The following is an 18210-nucleotide window of genomic DNA, read 5'->3' as shown; positions in this document are numbered from 1 at the left end:
ATTCGGGCATGAAAATCGAATGTTTCTAATGAGATAGCATTTCGGACGGCGGATTAAGCCTTCTCGCCGGCGGGCGAGAACAAATAGCCGCCACCGCGGATTGTACGGATCACGGCGGGCTTTGTCGGGTCGGGCTCGATCTTGCGACGGATGCGCATGATGCGGAGGTCCACGGCACGGTCGAACGCTTCTGCGTCGCGGGCATTGGCGAGCTCCAGCAGCCGCTCGCGCGACAGCACGCGCTTCGGATTGGCGGCGAACACCTTCAGCAGGCCGAATTCGGACGCCGTGAGCGGATGTTCGTTGCCTTCCTCGTCGCGCAGCGCCTGGGCTTCGAGATCAAGCCATTTGGTGCCGAAGCGGACGAGATGGTCCTTGCTGTTCTTTGCCGGTGCGGCCTCTGCCGCCGCCTTGGCCGGCCCGCTCCGGCGCAGCACCGAGCGGATGCGTGCCATCAGCTCGCGCAACTCGCAGGGCTTTGCGATGTAGTCGTCGGCACCGAGTTCAAGGCCCACCACGCGGTCGATCGGGCTCGCGGTGGCGGTGAGCATGATCACCGGCACATTGATGCGGCTCTTGAGATCGCGGATGATCGAGAGGCCGTCTTCCTCGGGCATGTTGAGGTCGAGCACCACGAGATCGGGCACCTTGGTTTCGATCTCGCCGCGCAGGCTTTTGCCGCCGTCGCAGAGCGTCACGGTGAAGCCGTGCATCTTCAGATAATCGCCGACCATCTCGCGGGCGGGTGCTTCGTCATCGACGACGATGATATGCGGGCTCGTGCTCATGACTGGGCCTCGATGGTGGCCGGCAGCAGGATGGAGAATGTCGCGCCCTGGCCGGGGCCGGCGCTGTCGGCGGTGACCTCGCCGCCATGCATGTCGACGATGCGCTTGACGATGGAGAGGCCGAGACCGGTCGAACTCTCGCCGCCGGTGGGTTTGGCGGACAGCCGCTGGAAGCGACCGAACAGGCGGTCGAGATCTTCCGGCGACAGGCCTGCGCCCTCATCGCTGACGCTGATGCGGACATGATCGGCATCGCCATCGACGAGAATATCGATCTTGCCGCCGATGGGCGAATATTTGATCGCGTTGCTGACGAGATTATCGATGGCCTCGCGCATGCGATCGGCATCACACATTGTGAGATCGGAATGGCCGGGCGATGACACCGTGAGCTGCTGCTGCTTGTTGACGGCCGAGGGACGATTGGCCTCGGTCACTTCGGTGACCAATGCCGAGAGATCGACGGGCTCGCGGCGGATGGTGATGTCGAAGGCATCGGCCATGGCGTCGGAGATCAGGTGATCGACCATCGAAGTCAGGCGCTTGGTGGCATCGCGAATGTGATCGATCTGGGCGACGACGCCTTCCTTCGCCGAGCCTGCGGCGATCAGCTCGGTCAGCATCTCGGTGCGGCCGAGAATGACGCCGAGCGGGTTTTTCAGGTCATGGGCGACGGTGCCGAGAATTTCATTCTTGAAGCCATTGGCGCGCTGCAGCCGCAGCCACTGTGCTGAGAGCCGGCGATTGGCCTGCATCAGCGCGCGGGTGCGCTGGGTGACGCGATCCTCAAGCTGCGTATTGGCCACCTGGAGCTGCTGATACAGGATCACATTGTCGAAGGCGATGGAGAGGCGGCTGCCGAACAGCTCCACCAGCGAGCGGTCGGTCTCGGAGAGTTCGCGCTCGGCCTGCAGCAGCACCACCACTTCGCGGCCAGAACCGGTGCGGATGTAAAGTACGGTACGGTGATCGTCGAAATCATGTTTGCGGCGGCGGAAGGCGTCTTCCACCATCTGCCGCAGATCCTTGTCGAGCAGATCCGGTTTCGGGCAGCCGGTGAAACGGCTGTAGCAGCCGGAGCCCGCGAGCACGGCAAAGTCTTCCTGGCCGCTGCCGCCATCGCGCAGCACCAGGATGCCCGCACAATCCACATTGAGCAGCGAGGCGATCTGGGTCAGCACGCCTTCAGCCAGCCGCTGCATCGAGCGGAAATCGTACAGCGTCGATGCGGCATCCAGAATGATCTCGAGGCCGCGCCGGGTCTGCACCATGCGTTCGAGCTGCTGATAGGAACGGAGCGCCGCGGTCAGCGAGGTGAACAGCTTGTCGGCGGTGAGTTCAGTCTTCGCCTTGTAGTCATTGATGTCGTAGTCGACGATCACGCGGCGCTCGGGTGCCTGGCCGGGCTGGCCGGTGCGCAGGATGATGCGGACGGTCTCGTTATGCAGCTCGTTGCGGATGAATTCGACGAGGGCGAGACCGGCATCGTCGGTTTCCATGATGACATCGAGCAGCACCGCGGCGATGTCGGGATGCTGGCGCATCAGCTCACGGCCCTCGGCCGCGGAGTAAGCCGAGAGAATTTCCAGCGACTGGCCGTTCAGCGCATAGTCGCTGAGCGCGAAGCGCGTGCCTTCATGCACCGCCTGATCGTCGTCGATGACGGCGATCTTCCATTTGCGGGCATAGGACTCTTCGAGTACCTCGCCGTCGTCTTCGATCAGGTAGAGGACATCGTCCTGGTCGGCCATTGCTGCGTCGTCCCGTCAAATGAGCCGGCGGCACCGGTGGCGCTACGCGGCATGATAATTCGAAATGTCGTGCCTTGCCCCAAACGGGATTCCAGCATCATGCGGCCGCCCAGTTGCTGGGTGACCAGATTGTAAACGATATGCAGGCCGAGGCCTGTGCCGCCGTCGTTGCGGCGCGTCGTAAAAAATGGATCGAATGCCTGCCGTTGTACGTCAGGGCTCATGCCGACGCCATTGTCCGAGAAACTGATCTCGATGTCATCGCTGCCGCGCGCCTTGGCGGTGATTGAAATCGCGCCGGGATGCCCTTCCGGGAAAGCGTGGTTGGCGGCATTGAGGAACAGATTGGTCAGGATCTGGCCATAGGAGCCGGGATAGCCGTCCACCAGCAGGCCGTCCGGTACATCCACCGTGATGCTGATCGGCGCCTTCTTCAATACCGGCCGCAGGCTGGCGATGATCTGGTCGGTAGCCTCGGAGAGGCTGAACTGACGGCGCTCGGCATGGGAGCGGTCCACGGCGACCTGCTTGAACGACTGGATGAGGTCGCCCGCGCGATGCAGGTTGGCGACGAGTTGCTGCGCAGCATCCTGCGATGTCCTGACGAAATCCTCCAGCTGCGAGCGCTTGAGCGGGGACTTCGAGCGCAGTTCGGCATCGAACATCTCGGCGCGACGGGCGAAGCTCGAGGCCACCGTGAGGCTGATACCGATCGGATTGTTGACCTCATGGGCGACGCCGGCGACGAGGCCGCCAAGGGCGGCGAGGCGTTCGGCATCGATCAGGTTCTGCTGGGCGGTGTTGAGTTCGACCAGCGCGCTCTCGGCCCTTTCCTTGGCGGCGCGCAGTTCGATTTCGGCGTCGCGCTTGGCGATGGCATTCTGGCGGAACACCTCGACGGCGCGCGCCATTGCGGCGATTTCGTCGGTAGCGGTCGTGCCCTGCACCTTGCGATCGAGATCACCGGAGGTGATGGCCCGCATCGAGGTCATGATCTGGCGCAGCGGCAGGCGGATGCTGAGCGTAATAATGATGCCGGCAGTGAGGATGATGCCGAGGAAAGCGCCTGCAATCACCATCACATTGCGGGAGATCGCGGCCAGCGTACGGGCGAAGGTCGTTTGCGCAGCCTGCTCGCGCTGGCGCATCTTCACCGACAGGCCATCGATGGCGGCGATGGTTTCGGCCTGGCTGGCATCGATGGAGTTGCGCAGCAGATCGGTGCGGCTGGACAATTGCTCCGACAATTTGGCGAGGCCTTCGCGCAAGGCGATGGCGCGGCCCCGTAGCCGCTGCAGGGCGATGCGCTGCAGGTCATTGTCGGAGAGATCGGTCATCACCGGAATGGTGCGTTCGATCGTCTCGGCATTGCGGCGGGCTTCTTCGGCGGCGGCCGAGGCCAGCGAGAGATAGTAGGAATTCGCCGCCACCAGCATGGCCGTAAAGGCTTCGCGTGACTTCCCGAGCGCCGGCCAGATCAGGGCATCGCGCTGGCCGGTGGCCCCTTCGATGATGGAATAGAGACCCGCCATGTCCTTGGCCGGGCCGAGCACCTGGTCCTCATAAGTCTTGGCGATGGTGGTCTGCAGCGCGCGCAGCTCGCCGAAGCCTGAGAGGAAGCGTTCCGTCACACGCTCGAGTTCCTCGACCGATCCCGAAATCATCGGGTCGGTGGAGGCGCGGGTGTTCAGCGTGCCCAGCACGGCTTCGCGCAGCAGCAGGATCTCGGCGAAGAGTTCGGGGCTCGGCTGGTTGATGTAGCGATGGATCAGGTTCTGCAGCCGGCCGGTCTCGCTTTCCAAGAGCGCCAGCACCTGGTCGGACTGGCGCACCTGACGCACATCTTCCCAGGCTGAGGACAGAACGCGGGAGCCACTCCAGATCAGGCCGGCCAGGACGAGGACAACGGCCGAATTCAGTGCTGCAATGGAGAGAATGCGCCAGCGGATCGGAATCGCGCGCACAAGCCCGACGATGCCGGTCCGGCCCTGAGCCGCCAGCCCTTCCTGACCTTCGGATACTTCACTTTGGCTTGTCACCACGAGTGTGTCATCTGGCTTCGGGAAAGGTTCATCTGGCGGACAAACTAAGTCTAAGCTCTTGCAGCTATACTTGCGATTGAACCGAAAGGCATCGGAATTTAACACAGGGTGGCGGGTTGATGCTTAATTCGCCCTTGGCCGTACGCAGCGGCCCGTTAAAACCTTGTCGGACATGTCATTTTCATGATGCGAAAACTCGCGCTGGGATGTTTTGCGCTGCTCGCGGCCATGCTGCCGGCGATCGCGCCGGCGCGGGCGGCCATCGAGGTGCAGTGGTGGCATGCCATGTCCGGCGAGCTGGGCCGGCAGGTCGAGAAGCTGGCGGCCGACTTCAACGCCACCCAGACCGGTTTCCGCATCGTTCCTGTCTACAAGGGCAACTATACGGAGACGGTGACGTCGGCGATCTTCGCCTTCCGCTCGCGAAGTCAGCCGGCCATCGTGCAGGTCAACGAGATCGCCACGGCGACCATGATGGCGGCCAAGGGCGCGACCTATCCGGTCTATGAGCTGATGCGCGACCAGGCGGAGAACTTCACACCATCGGCTTATCTGCCGGCGATCACAGGCTATTACACGGATACGGCGGGCAACATGCTGTCGTTCCCGTTCAATGCCTCGACGCCGATCCTGTACTATAACAAGGATCTGTTCCGCGCGGCCGGCCTTGATCCCGAGCAGCCGCCGAAGACATGGCCGGAGCTGGCCAGCATGGCCAAGCGGCTGCGCTCGGCGGGCACCCCTTGCGGCTTCACCACGTCATGGCCGTCCTGGATCAATGTCGAGAACTTTTCGGCGTTTCACAATATTCCGATGGCGACCAAGTCCAACGGTCTCGGCGGCCTCGATGCGGTGCTGACCATCAACAATCCGACCATGGTGCGCCATATCGCGCAGCTGGCGGAATGGCAGAAGACAAAGCTGTTCGACTATGGCGGCCGCGCGACGGCCGCGGAGCCACGCTTCCAGAAGAGTGAATGCGGAATATTTCTGGGCTCGTCCGGCACACGCGCTGACATTCTCAAGAATGCAAAGTTCGACGTCGGCTATGGCATGCTGCCTTACTGGTCGGATGTGGCCGGTGCGCCGCAGAATTCGATGATCGGCGGCGCCACGTTGTGGGTGCTGCGTGATCGCCCGCGTGACGAATACAAGGGCGTCGCAAAGTTCTTCGCCTTCCTGTCACAACCGGACATCCAGGCGGCATGGCATCAGAACACGGGCTATCTGCCGAGCACGCGCGCAGCCTATGAGCTGACAAAGTCGCAGGGCTTCTATCAGCGCAATCCCGGCACGGAAAAATCCATCGAGCAGATCACGCTCAAATCGCCGACGGAGAATTCGACGGGCTTGCGGCTCGGCTCTTTCACGCTGATCCGCGATGCCATCGAGGATGAGCTGGAAGCGGCGTTCGCGGGCAGGAAGCCGGCACAGCAGGCGCTCGATGCAGCGGTGGAGCGCGGCAATAAATTGCTGCGGCAGTTCGAGCGGGCCAACCCGGCGCAGTAATCGTAGGGCGGATGAGCCGAAGGCGTCATCCGCCGGCCGAGTGAGTGTGGCGAAGAACGGCGGATGACGCTGCGCTCATCCGCCCTACAGCTTCACCGCAAATCATACGACAGCGGCAGCGTGAACGACTGGCTCGACATGGCCATCTCGGCGGGGAAGGGCGGAAATGGCTGTGCGCGACGCACCGTTGCCACGGTCTCGGCATCGAAGGCCGGATTGCCCGATGAGCCGATCGCACGCACCGACAAAACGCTGCCGGAACGGCTCAGCGTGAACGCCACCATGGTGCGGACCTTGCCGCTCTGTCCGTTGCGCGCGCCGGACGGATACTGCTTGTAGCGCTGCACATGGGACTGAACGAGCTGATTGTAGCTCACGATGGCGGCGCGTGAGGCGCCGGCCATGGCGGCCGACGTCGTCGGTGCGGTGTTTTCGGCGCGCTGCGGTGCGGTGGTGCGCGGCGCCGGTTTGCTCTCGACCGGCTTCTTCTTCACCTCGGCCTGGATGGGCTTCGGCTTCACCGGGATCGGCTTCGGTGGTTCGGGCGCGACCTTGGCGGGCTCCGGCGGTGGCGGCGTCGGTTCGACCTTCTGCTCCGGCGGGGCTTGAACCTCGGCCTTCTCCATCAGAGGTGTCGGCGGAATCTGTTCTTCGACCTGTTGCTGCGCCTGCGGCTCCGGCAGCGCGGACGGCGCCTCGGCCTCCTGCATCTGCGGGCCGGGTGCCACGTCCTGCACCTGCGCTTCCGGCGCGGCCGAGACGGGCGATAGATCGATCATCACGGTGGTTTCGGCAACGCCCGGCGGTGCGTGGTTCTGATAGAACGCGATGCCCGCCGCGATCAGGCCGGCGTGAATGGCGATGATCGCCAGCGCCGAGCCTGTCCAGCGCCAGGCGGCTTTGTCGCCGGGGTGATGGAGCGCGAAGGCGTTCATTGCAGCGCGGCACGTCCGTCGAGGCCGACCAAAGCGATCTTCAGATAGCCGGCATTGCGCAGCATGTTCATCACTTCCATCAGGTCGCCATAGCTGACGGCCTTGTCGGCGCGCACGAAGATGCGTTCGTCCTTGTTGTTCCTGGTCGCCGTGCCAAGCGCCTCGCCCAGTCCCTCGCGCGGCACCACGTCCTCGCCGATACCCAGCGTCATGTCCGGCTTCACGGTGACGAAGACCGGCTTGTCCGGTCGTGGTTGCGGTTCGGCGGTCGAGGCGGGCAGATCGACGCCCATGTCAACGGTGGCCAGCGGCGCTGCGACCATGAAGATGATCAGCAGTACCAGCATCACGTCGATGAATGGCGTGACATTGATCTCGTGATTGACTTCGAGATCGTCGCCCGCGCCGATACGGCTGCCTAACCTGGAGCCCATTGCTCTTACTCTGCTGCCCGCGCCAGCGGCATGCCGCGGCGGCTATGGTCGCGGCTGATCAGCAGCATGACCTGTGCCGATGCATCGCCCAACAGCGCGCGATAGCCGGTGATGCTGCGCACCAGCGCATTGTAGATCATGACGGCCGGGATCGCGGCGACGAGGCCGAGTGCCGTGGCCAGCAGCGCCTCGGCGATGCCGGGAGCAACGACCGCGAGATTGGTGGTCTTGGTCTCGGCGATGCCGATGAACGCATTCATGATGCCCCAGACCGTGCCGAACAGGCCGATAAAGGGCGAGGTCGAGCCGATGGTGGCGACGATGCCGGTGCCGCGCGCAATGCGCCGCGCCATCGCGCCTTCGACGCGCTCGAGCCGCAACGCAATGCGCTCCTTGAATCCGTCGTCGAAAATGCCGTGCGAAAGCTCGGTCTCGCGCACGGCGGTGTGGATCAGTTGCGCGACGGCATCGCGGGCGTCGGCGCTGTCGCGTTCGACCTGGCGCAGCGAGGTGTCGCTCTCCAGCATTTCGAGCCGGCTATGCGCGAGATTGGTTTCGCGGCGCAATTCGATGGTCTTGGCGAGCCACACCGTCCAGGTCGCTAGCGAGGCGCAAGCGAGGCCGACCATCACGGTTTTCACCACGATGTCGGCATTCTGGAACATGCCCCAGGGCGACAGATTGGCCGGCAGCAGTCCCTCGGCGCCGGCGGCGAAGGCGGGTGTAACGGTGAGCGTGGCGAGTGCTGCGGCGGCGAGAAGGAGCGTGGAGCGGGAGCCGGTCATCGAAGCTGCATTCCGTGGATCGTGGCCAAGTGCAAAGTGCGGCGGACCATATCCCCCGACACCGGCGATGTCGCCACCGTGGCGGCGTGTTGTGATCTAAACTGGAGCGATTCCAAGGTCATGGCGGTTAGAATCGCAAGGTCGTGAACAGTCGCACGCCAAGGCCGGGCTGCAACACCTCGGCCTTCTTGAACGATATGTGGTTGCGGATGCGCTCGTCGAGCAGATTGTCGCCGACCACACCAAAAGTGATGTCGCGCATGCCGCCGTCGATTTTCGTGAAGGTGTGCGTGTAGCTCACTTCGGCCTTCAAAAGATTATAGCCATTGGTCGGTGTCTCATACTCGGCGATGTCGTTCTGGGTGAAGGCATGCAGCAGGCCGAGCCGTGCATACCATTCCGCACTGCGCCACCAGACGCCGCCGCCGACCCGCATCGGCGCGATGCGCGGTACGCTGCTGCCATCGGCGAAAGTGGCGCGCACCACGTCGAACTGGCCGTCGAGGCCGAACATGCCGTCATGGATGGGGGCGACGTCGAGCTGCGCCATGAATTCAGCGCCGCGGAAATTCGCATCGCGCTGGCCATAGGCGACCTGCATCAGCGGCCCTGCTGCGCCGCAGCTGGCAAACACATCGGTGCAGAAATTGCCGGTGAGCTGCTTGAAGATGAAGTCGAGATAACGCGTGTAATAGATGCTGGCCTCGAAACGGAACTGGCCGGCCGTGCGCTTGAGGCCGAGTTCGACGGACTCGGCCGTCTCGATCTTGAGATCGGGATTGCCGATCACGAATGTGCCCGAGGCGCCGTCCGAGCCGCGCGAAAACAGTTCGGGTGCTGCGGGTGCGCGCTGGGTGCGGCTGGCATTGAGCGACACCACCATGTCCCACGGCAGCGATTGCAGCAGGCCGAAGCTAAAGCTCATCGGCGTGAAGTTACGCGTCGCGGATGTTTCGGTGAACGTATCGGGCGGCGGCAGGAAATTGGCAGGGAAGGTTGCGGCCATACCGGAAACTGTGAGGGTCTCGATACGGCCGGCCGCCTGCAGCTTCAGAGTATCGTTCAGTTGCAACTGCTCGAAGGCAAAGCCGCCCACGGCATCCGTATTGGTCGGCGCGAGCAGGCCGCCGAGCACACCTGATGTGCCGAGCTTACGATTAGAGGCCTGGATGCCCCAGCTACCAGTCAGCGCGCCGAATGGCGTTGCGACTGCCGCATGATCGAGCTCGATGCGGCCCTCGATCTCCTTGTTGGTGATGGTGTTTTGCAGGCCATCGACGCCGTCGCCGCCGATGCCGAGCTCCTTGTGCTTGTAGTCGCTGACGCCGACGGCGAAGCGGATCGCGTCGATCTTGTCGTTCGGCGCGCGCCATTCGCCCTTGGTCGTCCACTTGGTCTGTTCGAGATCGATGCGCGTGCGGCTCGCGGACTCGGCGATGCCGGGGATGTGGTAGAGGCTGGTAATGTGCTGGAGCGCGGTGCCGATATAGCCGCCATCGAAGATATACGAGCCGCCGATGGCCTGGCCTTCGGATTGCTGGCGCGTATTGGCCTGCACGCCGCCGCCGGGAATGCGGTAGTCGCCGGCGCGGCGGGCGAACGCATCCACATGAATGGCGACATTATTGCCTGACGCATCGATGCTTGCTGCGCCATCGACGCTGCTGTCCACCGATGAGCCGCCACCCTTGATCTTGGCCGCAAAGCCATTCGGCACCATCGCCTCCGGAATGCGGTTGTTGACGGCATTCACCACGCCGCCGATCGCCTGATTGCCATAGCGCAGCGTGGCCGGGCCGCGGATCACTTCGACTTTGTCGGCGGTGAGAGGATCGACCGGCACCTGATGGTCCTGGCTGAAATCCGAGACGTCCTGGCTGCCGACACCGTTTTCCTGAATGCGCACGCGATAATCGTCGAGGCCGCGGATATTCGGCCGGCTCGCGCCCGGCGCGAAGGTCGAGGCGGCAATGCCGGGCTGGGTCGCCAGCAGATCGGCGAGGGACGACGAGGTGGCGCGCTGCAGCGCCTCGCCGGAGAGTTGGGTGGTGGACTGGAAGGCGTCAGCCTCCTTCTTTTCGCGCTCCGCGGTGACAGTGATCTCCGACAACGCTTCCTGCGCGCGCAGCGCGCCGGCGCTCGCCCCAAGGATGCAGGCCGCTCCGGAAAGCGCCGCCGCCGATACCCAGTTCCCCAAACCCACGCTGGACCCTCGTCTTTACTGCGAATGCTAATGCGAACTAGTCGCAATAAGGGAGGGGAACGCAGGCATTGTCAAGCGCCAGTCTCGAACCGGTAGGATGGTTGAGTGGAGGCACGCAGCGCCGGAGCGATAACCCATCACCGCGCGTTTCGAGATCGCAGGATGGGTTTCCGCTGCGCTTTATCCGTCCTGCGGGCTACTGCGGCCTTCTTTCGGGAACCTTCGCAGCGGCAACCGGTTAGCCCGGCGTGGGAATTCTCTGTCAGCACCAAATCGACCCGTGCCTGTGGGCGTCGGGTGATCTTCGCTTTGGTGTTGCCGCCTTGCCTTTGAACCGAGGGGCCCCAGTGTCGATGCTTCGGAGCAGGGCGATATGAATAACGCGCCAGCGATAGCGCCGGACGGGCTGCCGGCGCAGGGTGCGCGTGTGATCGAGACCGATATTCCTTCGCGCCTCGACAATCTGCACTGGAGCGGTTTTCACACCCGCGTCGTGATTGCGCTTGGCGTCACCTGGATTCTCGACGGGCTTGAAGTCACGCTTGCCGGCGCGTTGTCCGGCGCCCTGAAGGACGACCCCGTCCTCAAATTCTCCAATTTCGATATCGGCATCGCCAGCAGCGCCTATCTCGCTGGCGCCGTGACTGGCGCGCTCGGTTTCGGCTGGCTCACCGATCGCATCGGCCGCAAGAAACTGTTCTTCATCACGCTGGCACTTTATCTCTCGGCGGCTGCGGCGACGGCATTCTCCTGGAGCCTCGCCAGCTACGCGCTGTTTCGGTTTCTCACTGGTGCCGGCATCGGCGGCGAATACACGGCGATCAATTCAACGATCCAGGAACTGGTACCGGCGCGCTATCGCGGCTGGACCGATCTCGTCATCAATGGCAGCTTCTGGCTTGGCGCGGCGATGGGCGCCGTCTGTGCCATTGTGCTGCTTGATCCCGCCGTGGTGTCGCAAGCCTATGGCTGGCGCATCGCCTATTTCACCGGTGCTGCCATCGGCCTCGTGGTGTTGCTGATGCGCATGTGGATTCCGGAAAGTCCGCGCTGGCTGATGATCCATGGTCAGCCGGAGCGTGCAGAAGAGATCGTGCGCGACATTGAAACGTCAGCGCATCAAAAACCCTCACCTGATGTGATCGCCTCCCTGCCGAAGATCAAGCTGACCCAGCGTGATCACACGCCGCTGGCGGAAGTCGCGAAGACGCTGCTGGTGTCCTATCGCCAGCGCTCGATTGTCGGGCTGGTGCTGATGGCGGCGCAGGCATTTTTCTACAATGCGATCTTCTTTACCTATGCGCTGATCCTGACAGATTTCTACGGCATCTCGTCCAGCCATGTCGGCTGGTATCTGCTGCCCTTCGCGGCCGGCAATTTCCTCGGGCCGCTGCTGCTCGGGCGGCTGTTCGATACGATCGGTCGTCGCACCATGATCGCCTTCACTTATGGCATGTCCGGCATCCTGCTCGCCGGCTCCGGCTATCTCTTTTCCATCGGCGTGCTGAGCGCGCAGACGCAGACGATTGTCTGGATGGTGATCTTCTTCTTCGCATCACCCGCTGCCAGTGCTGCTTATCTCACGGTGAGCGAAACCTTTCCTATCGAGGTTCGCGCGCTGGCGATCGCATTGTTCTACGCCATCGGCACCGGCGTCGGCGGCATTGCCGGCCCGGCGTTGTTTGGCGTCCTCATCGATACCGGTTCGCGCAACAGCGTGTTCGCCGGCTATCTCCTTGGTGCTGTCCTGATGATCGCAGCTGCGATCGTCGGCTGGCGCTATGCCATCGCGGCGGAACGCAAGCCGCTTGAATCAGTTGCACGGCCATTGGCCGCGACGGAGTGACATCATGACTTCACCGCAGAAAATCATCGAAATCGCTTTGGATGAAGCGCCGCCCGCAGCATCGGCAATTTTCGACCACGTCGATATCGAATTGCCGCGTCTTTCTGAATGCGCGCTGCTGCTCGATATCGACGGCACATTGCTCGATATGGCACCGACGCCGCGCGAAGTCTGGGTGCCACCGGATCTCGCCACCAATATGGGCAAGCTGCTGCAGCGGACCAATGGCGCCATGGCGCTGGTGTCCGGCCGCTCCGTCAACGATATCGATTTGATCTTTGCGCCGCAGCAGTTCCCCGCTGTCGGCGGCCATGGCGCCGAGATGCGGCTTGCGCGTGAGGTGGAATCCGTCTCATCCGGTGCGCCGCCGATGGACAAGGAATTGAAGCGGCGGCTAGCTGCGATCGCAAAGCTCTCGCCCGGAATCCTGCTGGAGGACAAAGGCTATTCACTCGCGCTGCATTATCGCCTCGCGCCCCATGCGGAGAAGGCGATCTATGATGCGGTGTCGGCGATCCGCGCCGATCTGCCGAATGCGCCGATCGAAGTGCTGCCTGGCAAGTTTGTCTGCGAGATCAAGCCGTCGGGATTCACCAAGGCGACCGGCGTGATCGAGTTGATGACGCATGAACCGTTCAAGGGACGGCGTCCGATTTTCCTCGGTGATGATGTGACCGACGAGAGCGTATTCGCCATCATGCCCGGCATGAATGGATTGGCATTCTCCGTGGGCCGACATGCGCAAGGGGTTGCAGGGCATTTCGCTGAGCCGCGCGACGTGCGTGCGTGGCTCGGACGACTTCTGATCGATGATGCAAAACTCGCGTAAGGGCTTCGTCGCGTCACTATGAAGCGACGGAACTCCACAAAAATGTCCGGTTCCATTCCCACGTGCCCGAATTTGGTTTCATTCGGGTCGAATGATGACCAGGAACCATATTGATGAACGGACGTTTATTCTCGACCAGTCATCAGGAGGGAATCTTGTGAATCTCGTCGTCGTCTCAAACCGTGTCTCCCGCGCTTCGGCCAATGAACCGATGACGGGAGGATTGGCTGCAGCATTGCTGCCCGTGGTTGAGAAGTCCGGCGCGATTTGGGTTGGTTCCTCCGGTCGTTTGCGCGAAGGCGCGCAGAAAGAACCGTTCGCCGAAATTGAAGCCCTTGGTGCGGGCGCATTGGCGATGCTCGATCTGCCGGCCGCCCATTACGAAGGCTATTATGAAGGCTTCGCCAATTCGGCGCTGTGGCCCGCGCTGCATTCCCGCACCGATCTGATCCGCACCACGCAGGACAATTATCAATCCTATCGCGAAGTGAACTCGTTTTTCGCGCGTGCGCTGTTGAAATTCCGCAAGCCAGACACCGCGTTCTGGATTCAGGATTATCATTTTCTCGCGCTTGGCGCCGAGTTGCGCACGCTTGGTGTGACGCAGCCGCTTGGCTTCTTCCTGCATACGCCATGGCCGACCCGCGACATCTTTGGCGGCGTGCCGCATCATCGCGAACTGGTTGAAGCGATGCTGGCTTACGATCTCATCGGCTTCCAGACCGACGGTGATCGCGACAATTTCCTGTCTTATGTCGAAGGCGATCTCGGTCTCGAGGTGTCCGCCGGCACCGTACAGTCACGTTATGGCGCGTCGCGTTGCGCCGTGTTCCCGATCGGCATTGATCCCGCAAAGTTCGCTGCCTTCGCGGCGAAATCGTCGTCGCATCCGGATGTGTCGCGTCTGCGTCGCAGCCTGAATGGCGAGAAGCTCGCAATCGGCGTCGATCGCGTCGATTACTCGAAGGGTCTCGTCAATCGCATCGAAGCATTCGATCGCATGCTCACGGCGAAGCCGCAGCTCAAGCGCTCGGTCTCGCTGCTGCAGATCGCGACTTTGTCGCGCGGCAATATCGAGGCTTATGGCGACCTGCAGAATCAGCTCGCCAAGCTGGTCAGCGATGTGAATGGCCGCCATGGCGAGGTGGACTGGACGCCGATCCGCTATCTCAACAAGGGCTTCAGCCAGACCGTGCTCGCCGGCCTCTACCGCACGGCCCAGGTCGGCGTGGTGACCCCGCTGCATGACGGCATGAACCTGGTCGCCAAGGAATATGTCGCGGCCCAGAACCCGGTCGATCCCGGCGTGCTGGTGCTGTCGAAATTCGCCGGTGCTGCCAATGAGCTCGATACGGCCTTGCTGGTGAACCCGCACGATATCGACGGCATGGCCCGCACCATCGCCACCGCCTTTTCGATGCCGCTGCTGGAACGCCGGATGCGCTGGGAAGCTATGATGGCCAAGCTGCGCGCCGGCACGATCCAGGAATGGTTCAGCGATTTCGTCGGTGCGTTGCAGGATGCCCATGCACTCAACGACACCGCGCAGAACGACAATATGCCGGGCGCAGCCCCGGTGGTCTGGCCGGTTCATTCGGTCGCTTCGGCGGCGGCCACGTCCCGTTTGCATTGAGTTTTAGCCGTTCTCCTGCGCAGATTTAGCGGTGGGAACGGTCTCCTAGGTGGCGAAATCCCCATATTTTCCAGATAATTGCGAAAAAGCGCACGATCCGTGTCGGCGCGCGCTTGCAAATCGGTCGTGCAGCCGTCATGAGAGGCGCACTGGGGAGGTGGCCGAGTGGTTGAAGGCGCACGCCTGGAACGCGTGTAAACGGGAAACCGTTTCGAGGGTTCGAATCCCTCTCTCTCCGCCAGTAGCTCTCCTAAAGCCCTGAAATTCATATTGTTTCTTTAGAAACAAGGCTTTTACAATCGGTCCGGTGGTACACAAAGGTGGCCACAACATGCGCCGAATTGCGAAGAAGATGCTCTTTCCCTGGATAAACCCACCCAGCGCCTCCTGCTGGTTCCGCCGGCGCATTCCGGCGCGATAGCGCAAGTTCGGCATGCCCGCCGAAATCAAGTCCTTGCTCGAAGCCACGATTTGGGAGGAGGCGGTCGCACTGTGCGCGGAGCATAGTGCTAGGTAGGATTTGCCCAACGGGGGCGGGCAGTACATGACGGCGCTGCCATCGACGGCGATCGCGGTCGCCTGATATCGAGAAAAGCCGATCGCCTTCCTGAGGCCGAAGACCTTCCCGTTCGCAACCTGGCGCACGATCACCTGCTTGCCTTGCAAAAAACAGTCTCGCTCTTCACCGCGCATGTCCAGGCCGCGAATATTGACGGCGATCAAGGGCAACATTGCGCTGGAGCAATCTCCGCTACGCGGTCAAAGCCTAGTCTCCCGGCACACCGCGCGTCTGCGGGAAGACGAGGAGAACTGAAATGCGCAAGATCACGTTTCTTGCAGTCACCGTTGCTCTCGTTTCGATGGCCGGCGTCGTCGACGCGGCGGAAGTCGAGGTCAAGATGCTCAACAAGGGATCCGATGGCACTGCGATGGTATTCGAGCCAGCCCTCATCAAGATCCAGGCGGGAGATACCGTGAAGTTTGTCGCAAGCGATAAAGGGCATAGTGCAGAATCCATCAAAGGCATGATGCCCGCAGATGCCACTCCTTTCGCTGGAAAAATGAGCCAGGATGTCGCCGTCACCTTCGACAGGCCCGGCGTCTACGGGGTCAAGTGTGCTCCGCACTACGGCATGGGAATGGTGGCCCTGGTCGTCGTCGGCGCACCGACAAATGTCGAGGACGCGAAGCGCGTCACGCAGCCAGGCAAGGCCAAACCTGCTTTTGCCTCACTGTTCGAAAAAGCTGCCGCCAAGTAGCCCCTCATGCCGTTCATTGGGCGATTGCCACGGTACGAACATTTCGGCGGATATGGCGTGCAGGTTAACTTCTCGGAGCGCGAACGTCTGCGACGATCGCCCGCAAGGCTTGAGGGTGCTTGAGGACCACGCGTTGTCGACTTCCGTCGATCCAGCCACGCTCCTCCCAGCTACTGAGCCTGCGGCTGACGGTGAAGATCGTTGAACCCGTCATTTCCGCGATGTCCCGGCGTGTCAGCGGAAAGTTGATCGCAACACCGTCATCCGTTCGACAGCCGGAGCGATCCGCGAGGCGGAGCAGCGTCCGGGCGAGGCGCTGATCGACATGTTCCGTGGACATCTCCACAACACGGTTCTGCGCTTCCTGCAGCTTTTCCCCAATGGCCTTGAGCGTATTGGCGGCAAGAAGCGGGAATCGTGCAGACAGCGCGCCCCAAGCCGTGGCCGGCCAAGAAAGAACCACGCTGTCTTCCACGGCCGTCGCTGATACCGGGTGCGTGGCCACCCCCATTGCGTGAGCGGCACCGAAAATGCCGCCGCCGGAAACGAGGCGGACTATGACTTGATCTCCGGACTCGGTTATTCGTGAAACGCGGACGTGTCCTCGAAGCAGGAGATAGATGGAGAAAACCTCCACACCCTGCTGGAACACCGCTTTGCCCTGCGCGACCTGGCTTGAATGGGATTCCCAGAGGACTCGTTCGCAGGATTCTGCGTCAAGACCAGCGAAGATGGGTAGATTCGAGACTGCGGAAACGTCTACCGGCATGGAAGCGATTTCCTTTGAGTGCGTTGTGTCTCACGCACCGCGTGCCAATCCGTTCCGGCTGTTTGATTGAGCGGAGGTGGCATCGGCATTCCATTGAGACCATGTACGTCCGCCAGTTACGCCGGAAACCGATTCAATGGTCGAGAATGCGGCAAGTAGCCCGATCGATGGCAGGCTAATTCGGAAGCTTCGCCGGTGCCTCGCCTCCATCCAGGTCGTGACGAGAGAACCGGTCGCGATCCGCTCGGGGCCGCATATGATGTTGCGATCATCGAGAGGTCCATCGAGGGTGGATGTTACGATCTGCGTAGCGGCAAAATCCACGTCAAGCGGCTGCAGGACCATTTTCGGCGCAAAGGTGAATGGTCCGAGCGTTAGCTTGCGGATTATGAAATCGACGAATTCGTGGAATTGGGTCGGCCGTACGATCGTGTGAGGCACGCCGCTTTTCGCGAGCTTCTCCTCGATCTCCAACTTTACCCTGTAGTAGGCGAGATAGCGAGCAGACGCCTCGATCCCTGCAATGCTCACCTGCACGATGTGGAACGGATTCCGTCGGGCAGCTTCGATCAAGCGATCGACCACTACGAGGTCGTCGGTCGGCTTCGACTGCGAAGTGGCGCAGTTGAAGACCATCGAACGGCAGGTCAGTGCATCGGCCAGGCCATCGCCGGTCACGGCATCAAATTGCTTCCATCTGGAGGAGATCTCCGACGGCGAGATGCTCCGGCTCCCGGCGGCGTAAGGTACGTTGCGGGCGGCGAGTTGACGGCAGATGGCGGACCCGAGCAGGCCCCTTCCGCCGATGACGAGCGCATTAGGAATCATGCGCGTGCCTCGGGAGTTGTTGTTGGCTCCGCATAGGCCCAGATCACGCCGAGTAATCCGACGGCGGCTGGCAGGTAGACCGCGTGCCAGTTCTGCGCAATGACATCGGTTCCGCAGATGCCAACGGCTATCTCCCAAAGGTGGAATATGCCGTGAAAGGTCAGCCATACCGTCGCGGCGCCCCACATCCAGATGCGTTGCACCGGCGCGGCGATACCCCAGAGATAGCCGATGCCGACGAGCAGGTGACTGATACCGATGTCACGGATGAAATGCTGGTTGAACGGTCCGGTCCCGGTCACCGTCGGCACGATGACATACCAGGTCGCCGGGTCATAGAGCATATAGATCCCGTTGCCGACATTGAGCAGACCGTTCAGCCCCATCAATATATATCAGAGTGGTCATCGCTGTTCCAAAAGCCATGGTGGGTCGGCCGGTTAAGCCTCGCGACCGACCCGGGGCTCCGGTCTGCCGGCTGCAACCGAATAACGACAGCACCAAAGCCTGACTGTCTGGGTGCACCAAGCGCTAGGGCTGGACAAGCTATGCGGGAGTATAGGCTGGGCGTGCGGCGGACACCGGACGGTTTACTGCCA

At 62.1% G+C, this 18210-nt stretch carries 15 protein-coding genes and 1 tRNA gene; 6 read left to right on the top strand and 10 right to left on the bottom strand.

Features of this window, described 5'->3' with window-relative positions:
- Positions 1-53: 53 nt before the first annotated feature.
- Genes ACIQ2A_RS09050 through ACIQ2A_RS09040 form a run of 3 tightly spaced genes read right to left on the bottom strand, consistent with a single transcriptional unit; the run spans position 54 to position 4494 of the window.
- A complete protein-coding gene (locus tag ACIQ2A_RS09050) occupies positions 54-788 on the bottom strand; it encodes a response regulator (protein ID WP_398478064.1) in 735 nt (244 codons plus the stop codon).
- Positions 785-2539 carry a DUF3369 domain-containing protein gene (locus tag ACIQ2A_RS09045; RefSeq protein WP_398478062.1) on the bottom strand — a complete coding sequence of 585 codons (1755 nt, stop codon included), beginning with the start codon at positions 2537-2539 and terminating at the stop codon, positions 785-787. Before ACIQ2A_RS09045 ends, ACIQ2A_RS09050 begins: the two co-directional genes overlap by 4 nt.
- On the bottom strand, positions 2509-4494 hold the full coding sequence (locus ACIQ2A_RS09040) for an ATP-binding protein (RefSeq protein WP_398478138.1): 1986 nt from the start codon (positions 4492-4494) through the stop codon (positions 2509-2511). The genes ACIQ2A_RS09045 and ACIQ2A_RS09040 overlap by 31 nt, the downstream gene beginning before the upstream one ends.
- Positions 4495-4764: 270 nt before the next feature.
- On the opposite strand from ACIQ2A_RS09040, the gene ugpB reads away from it, so the two are divergent.
- Positions 4765-6090: a sn-glycerol-3-phosphate ABC transporter substrate-binding protein UgpB gene (ugpB, locus tag ACIQ2A_RS09035; RefSeq protein WP_398478060.1), complete on the top strand. Its 1326-nt coding sequence runs from the start codon at positions 4765-4767 to the stop codon at positions 6088-6090.
- A gap of 92 nt (positions 6091-6182) precedes the next feature.
- Here the strand turns inward: ugpB and ACIQ2A_RS09030 are convergent, their stop codons facing one another.
- The 4 genes from ACIQ2A_RS09030 to ACIQ2A_RS09015 all read right to left on the bottom strand — a co-directional run bounded on the left by ACIQ2A_RS09030 (position 6183) and on the right by ACIQ2A_RS09015 (position 10447).
- On the bottom strand, positions 6183-7025 hold the full coding sequence (locus tag ACIQ2A_RS09030; RefSeq protein ID WP_398478058.1) for an energy transducer TonB: 843 nt from the start codon (positions 7023-7025) through the stop codon (positions 6183-6185).
- Positions 7022-7459 (bottom strand): TonB system transport protein ExbD, encoded by a 438-nt coding sequence (exbD, locus tag ACIQ2A_RS09025; RefSeq protein ID WP_398478056.1) that lies wholly within the window; start codon positions 7457-7459, stop codon positions 7022-7024. The genes ACIQ2A_RS09030 and exbD overlap by 4 nt, the downstream gene beginning before the upstream one ends.
- A 5-nt stretch (positions 7460-7464) precedes the next feature.
- Positions 7465-8244 (bottom strand): tonB-system energizer ExbB, encoded by a 780-nt coding sequence (exbB, locus tag ACIQ2A_RS09020; RefSeq protein ID WP_398478054.1) that lies wholly within the window; start codon positions 8242-8244, stop codon positions 7465-7467.
- Positions 8245-8371: 127 nt separating this feature from the next.
- On the bottom strand, positions 8372-10447 hold the full coding sequence (locus tag ACIQ2A_RS09015) for a TonB-dependent receptor (protein ID WP_398478052.1): 2076 nt from the start codon (positions 10445-10447) through the stop codon (positions 8372-8374).
- Positions 10448-10820: 373 nt separating this feature from the next.
- Here ACIQ2A_RS09015 and ACIQ2A_RS09010 point away from each other — a divergent pair, with 373 nt between their 5' ends.
- The 5 genes from ACIQ2A_RS09010 to ACIQ2A_RS08990 all read left to right on the top strand — a co-directional run bounded on the left by ACIQ2A_RS09010 (position 10821) and on the right by ACIQ2A_RS08990 (position 16014).
- Positions 10821-12293 carry an MFS transporter gene (locus tag ACIQ2A_RS09010; protein WP_398478050.1) on the top strand — a complete coding sequence of 491 codons (1473 nt, stop codon included), beginning with the start codon at positions 10821-10823 and terminating at the stop codon, positions 12291-12293.
- Positions 12294-12297: 4 nt separating this feature from the next.
- On the top strand, positions 12298-13122 hold the full coding sequence (gene otsB / locus ACIQ2A_RS09005) for a trehalose-phosphatase (RefSeq protein WP_398478048.1): 825 nt from the start codon (positions 12298-12300) through the stop codon (positions 13120-13122).
- Between the two features lie 157 nt (positions 13123-13279).
- Positions 13280-14755, top strand: a complete 1476-nt coding sequence (locus tag ACIQ2A_RS09000; RefSeq protein WP_398478046.1) for a trehalose-6-phosphate synthase — start codon at positions 13280-13282, stop codon at positions 14753-14755.
- Positions 14756-14906: 151 nt separating this feature from the next.
- Positions 14907-14996 (top strand) — tRNA-Ser (locus ACIQ2A_RS08995).
- Between the two features lie 574 nt (positions 14997-15570).
- Positions 15571-16014, top strand: coding sequence for a pseudoazurin (locus ACIQ2A_RS08990; protein ID WP_398478044.1), 444 nt, complete (start codon positions 15571-15573; stop codon positions 16012-16014).
- 64 nt (positions 16015-16078) lie between these two features.
- Here ACIQ2A_RS08990 and ACIQ2A_RS08985 read toward each other — a convergent pair whose 3' ends face one another.
- The 3 genes from ACIQ2A_RS08985 to ACIQ2A_RS08975 are packed head-to-tail and all read right to left on the bottom strand — an operon-like array spanning position 16079 to position 17997.
- Positions 16079-16783 carry a Crp/Fnr family transcriptional regulator gene (locus tag ACIQ2A_RS08985; RefSeq protein WP_398478042.1) on the bottom strand — a complete coding sequence of 235 codons (705 nt, stop codon included), beginning with the start codon at positions 16781-16783 and terminating at the stop codon, positions 16079-16081.
- Positions 16784-16813: 30 nt separating this feature from the next.
- The gene (locus ACIQ2A_RS08980) at positions 16814-17611 is read right to left on the bottom strand and encodes an SDR family oxidoreductase (protein WP_398478040.1); all 798 of its coding nucleotides are present in this window, start codon (positions 17609-17611) and stop codon (positions 16814-16816) included.
- Positions 17608-17997 (bottom strand): hypothetical protein, encoded by a 390-nt coding sequence (locus tag ACIQ2A_RS08975; RefSeq protein WP_398478038.1) that lies wholly within the window; start codon positions 17995-17997, stop codon positions 17608-17610. Before ACIQ2A_RS08975 ends, ACIQ2A_RS08980 begins: the two co-directional genes overlap by 4 nt.
- Positions 17998-18210 lie beyond the last annotated feature (213 nt).

The sequence above is a fragment of the Tardiphaga sp. genome (genome assembly GCF_044336785.1).
In the GTDB taxonomy this organism is placed as follows: Bacteria; Pseudomonadota; Alphaproteobacteria; order Rhizobiales; family Xanthobacteraceae; genus Tardiphaga.
The sequence above is the reverse complement of the archived record's forward strand: the minus strand, read 5'-3'. Positions and strand labels throughout refer to the sequence as shown.

Coding starts and splice junctions, on each gene's coding strand:
- ACIQ2A_RS09050 (WP_398478064.1), bottom strand. CDS start 788: ATGAGCACGAGCCCGCATATCATCGTCGTCGATGACGAAGCACCCGCC.
- ACIQ2A_RS09045 (WP_398478062.1), bottom strand. CDS start 2,539: ATGGCCGACCAGGACGATGTCCTCTACCTGATCGAAGACGACGGCGAG.
- ugpB (WP_398478060.1), top strand. CDS start 4,765: ATGATGCGAAAACTCGCGCTGGGATGTTTTGCGCTGCTCGCGGCCATG.
- ACIQ2A_RS09030 (WP_398478058.1), bottom strand. CDS start 7,025: ATGAACGCCTTCGCGCTCCATCACCCCGGCGACAAAGCCGCCTGGCGC.
- exbD (WP_398478056.1), bottom strand. CDS start 7,459: ATGGGCTCCAGGTTAGGCAGCCGTATCGGCGCGGGCGACGATCTCGAA.
- exbB (WP_398478054.1), bottom strand. CDS start 8,244: ATGACCGGCTCCCGCTCCACGCTCCTTCTCGCCGCCGCAGCACTCGCC.
- ACIQ2A_RS09010 (WP_398478050.1), top strand. CDS start 10,821: ATGAATAACGCGCCAGCGATAGCGCCGGACGGGCTGCCGGCGCAGGGT.
- otsB (WP_398478048.1), top strand. CDS start 12,298: ATGACTTCACCGCAGAAAATCATCGAAATCGCTTTGGATGAAGCGCCG.
- ACIQ2A_RS08990 (WP_398478044.1), top strand. CDS start 15,571: ATGCGCAAGATCACGTTTCTTGCAGTCACCGTTGCTCTCGTTTCGATG.
- ACIQ2A_RS08985 (WP_398478042.1), bottom strand. CDS start 16,783: ATGCCGGTAGACGTTTCCGCAGTCTCGAATCTACCCATCTTCGCTGGT.
- ACIQ2A_RS08980 (WP_398478040.1), bottom strand. CDS start 17,611: ATGATTCCTAATGCGCTCGTCATCGGCGGAAGGGGCCTGCTCGGGTCC.
- ACIQ2A_RS08975 (WP_398478038.1), bottom strand. CDS start 17,997: ATGGGGCTGAACGGTCTGCTCAATGTCGGCAACGGGATCTATATGCTC.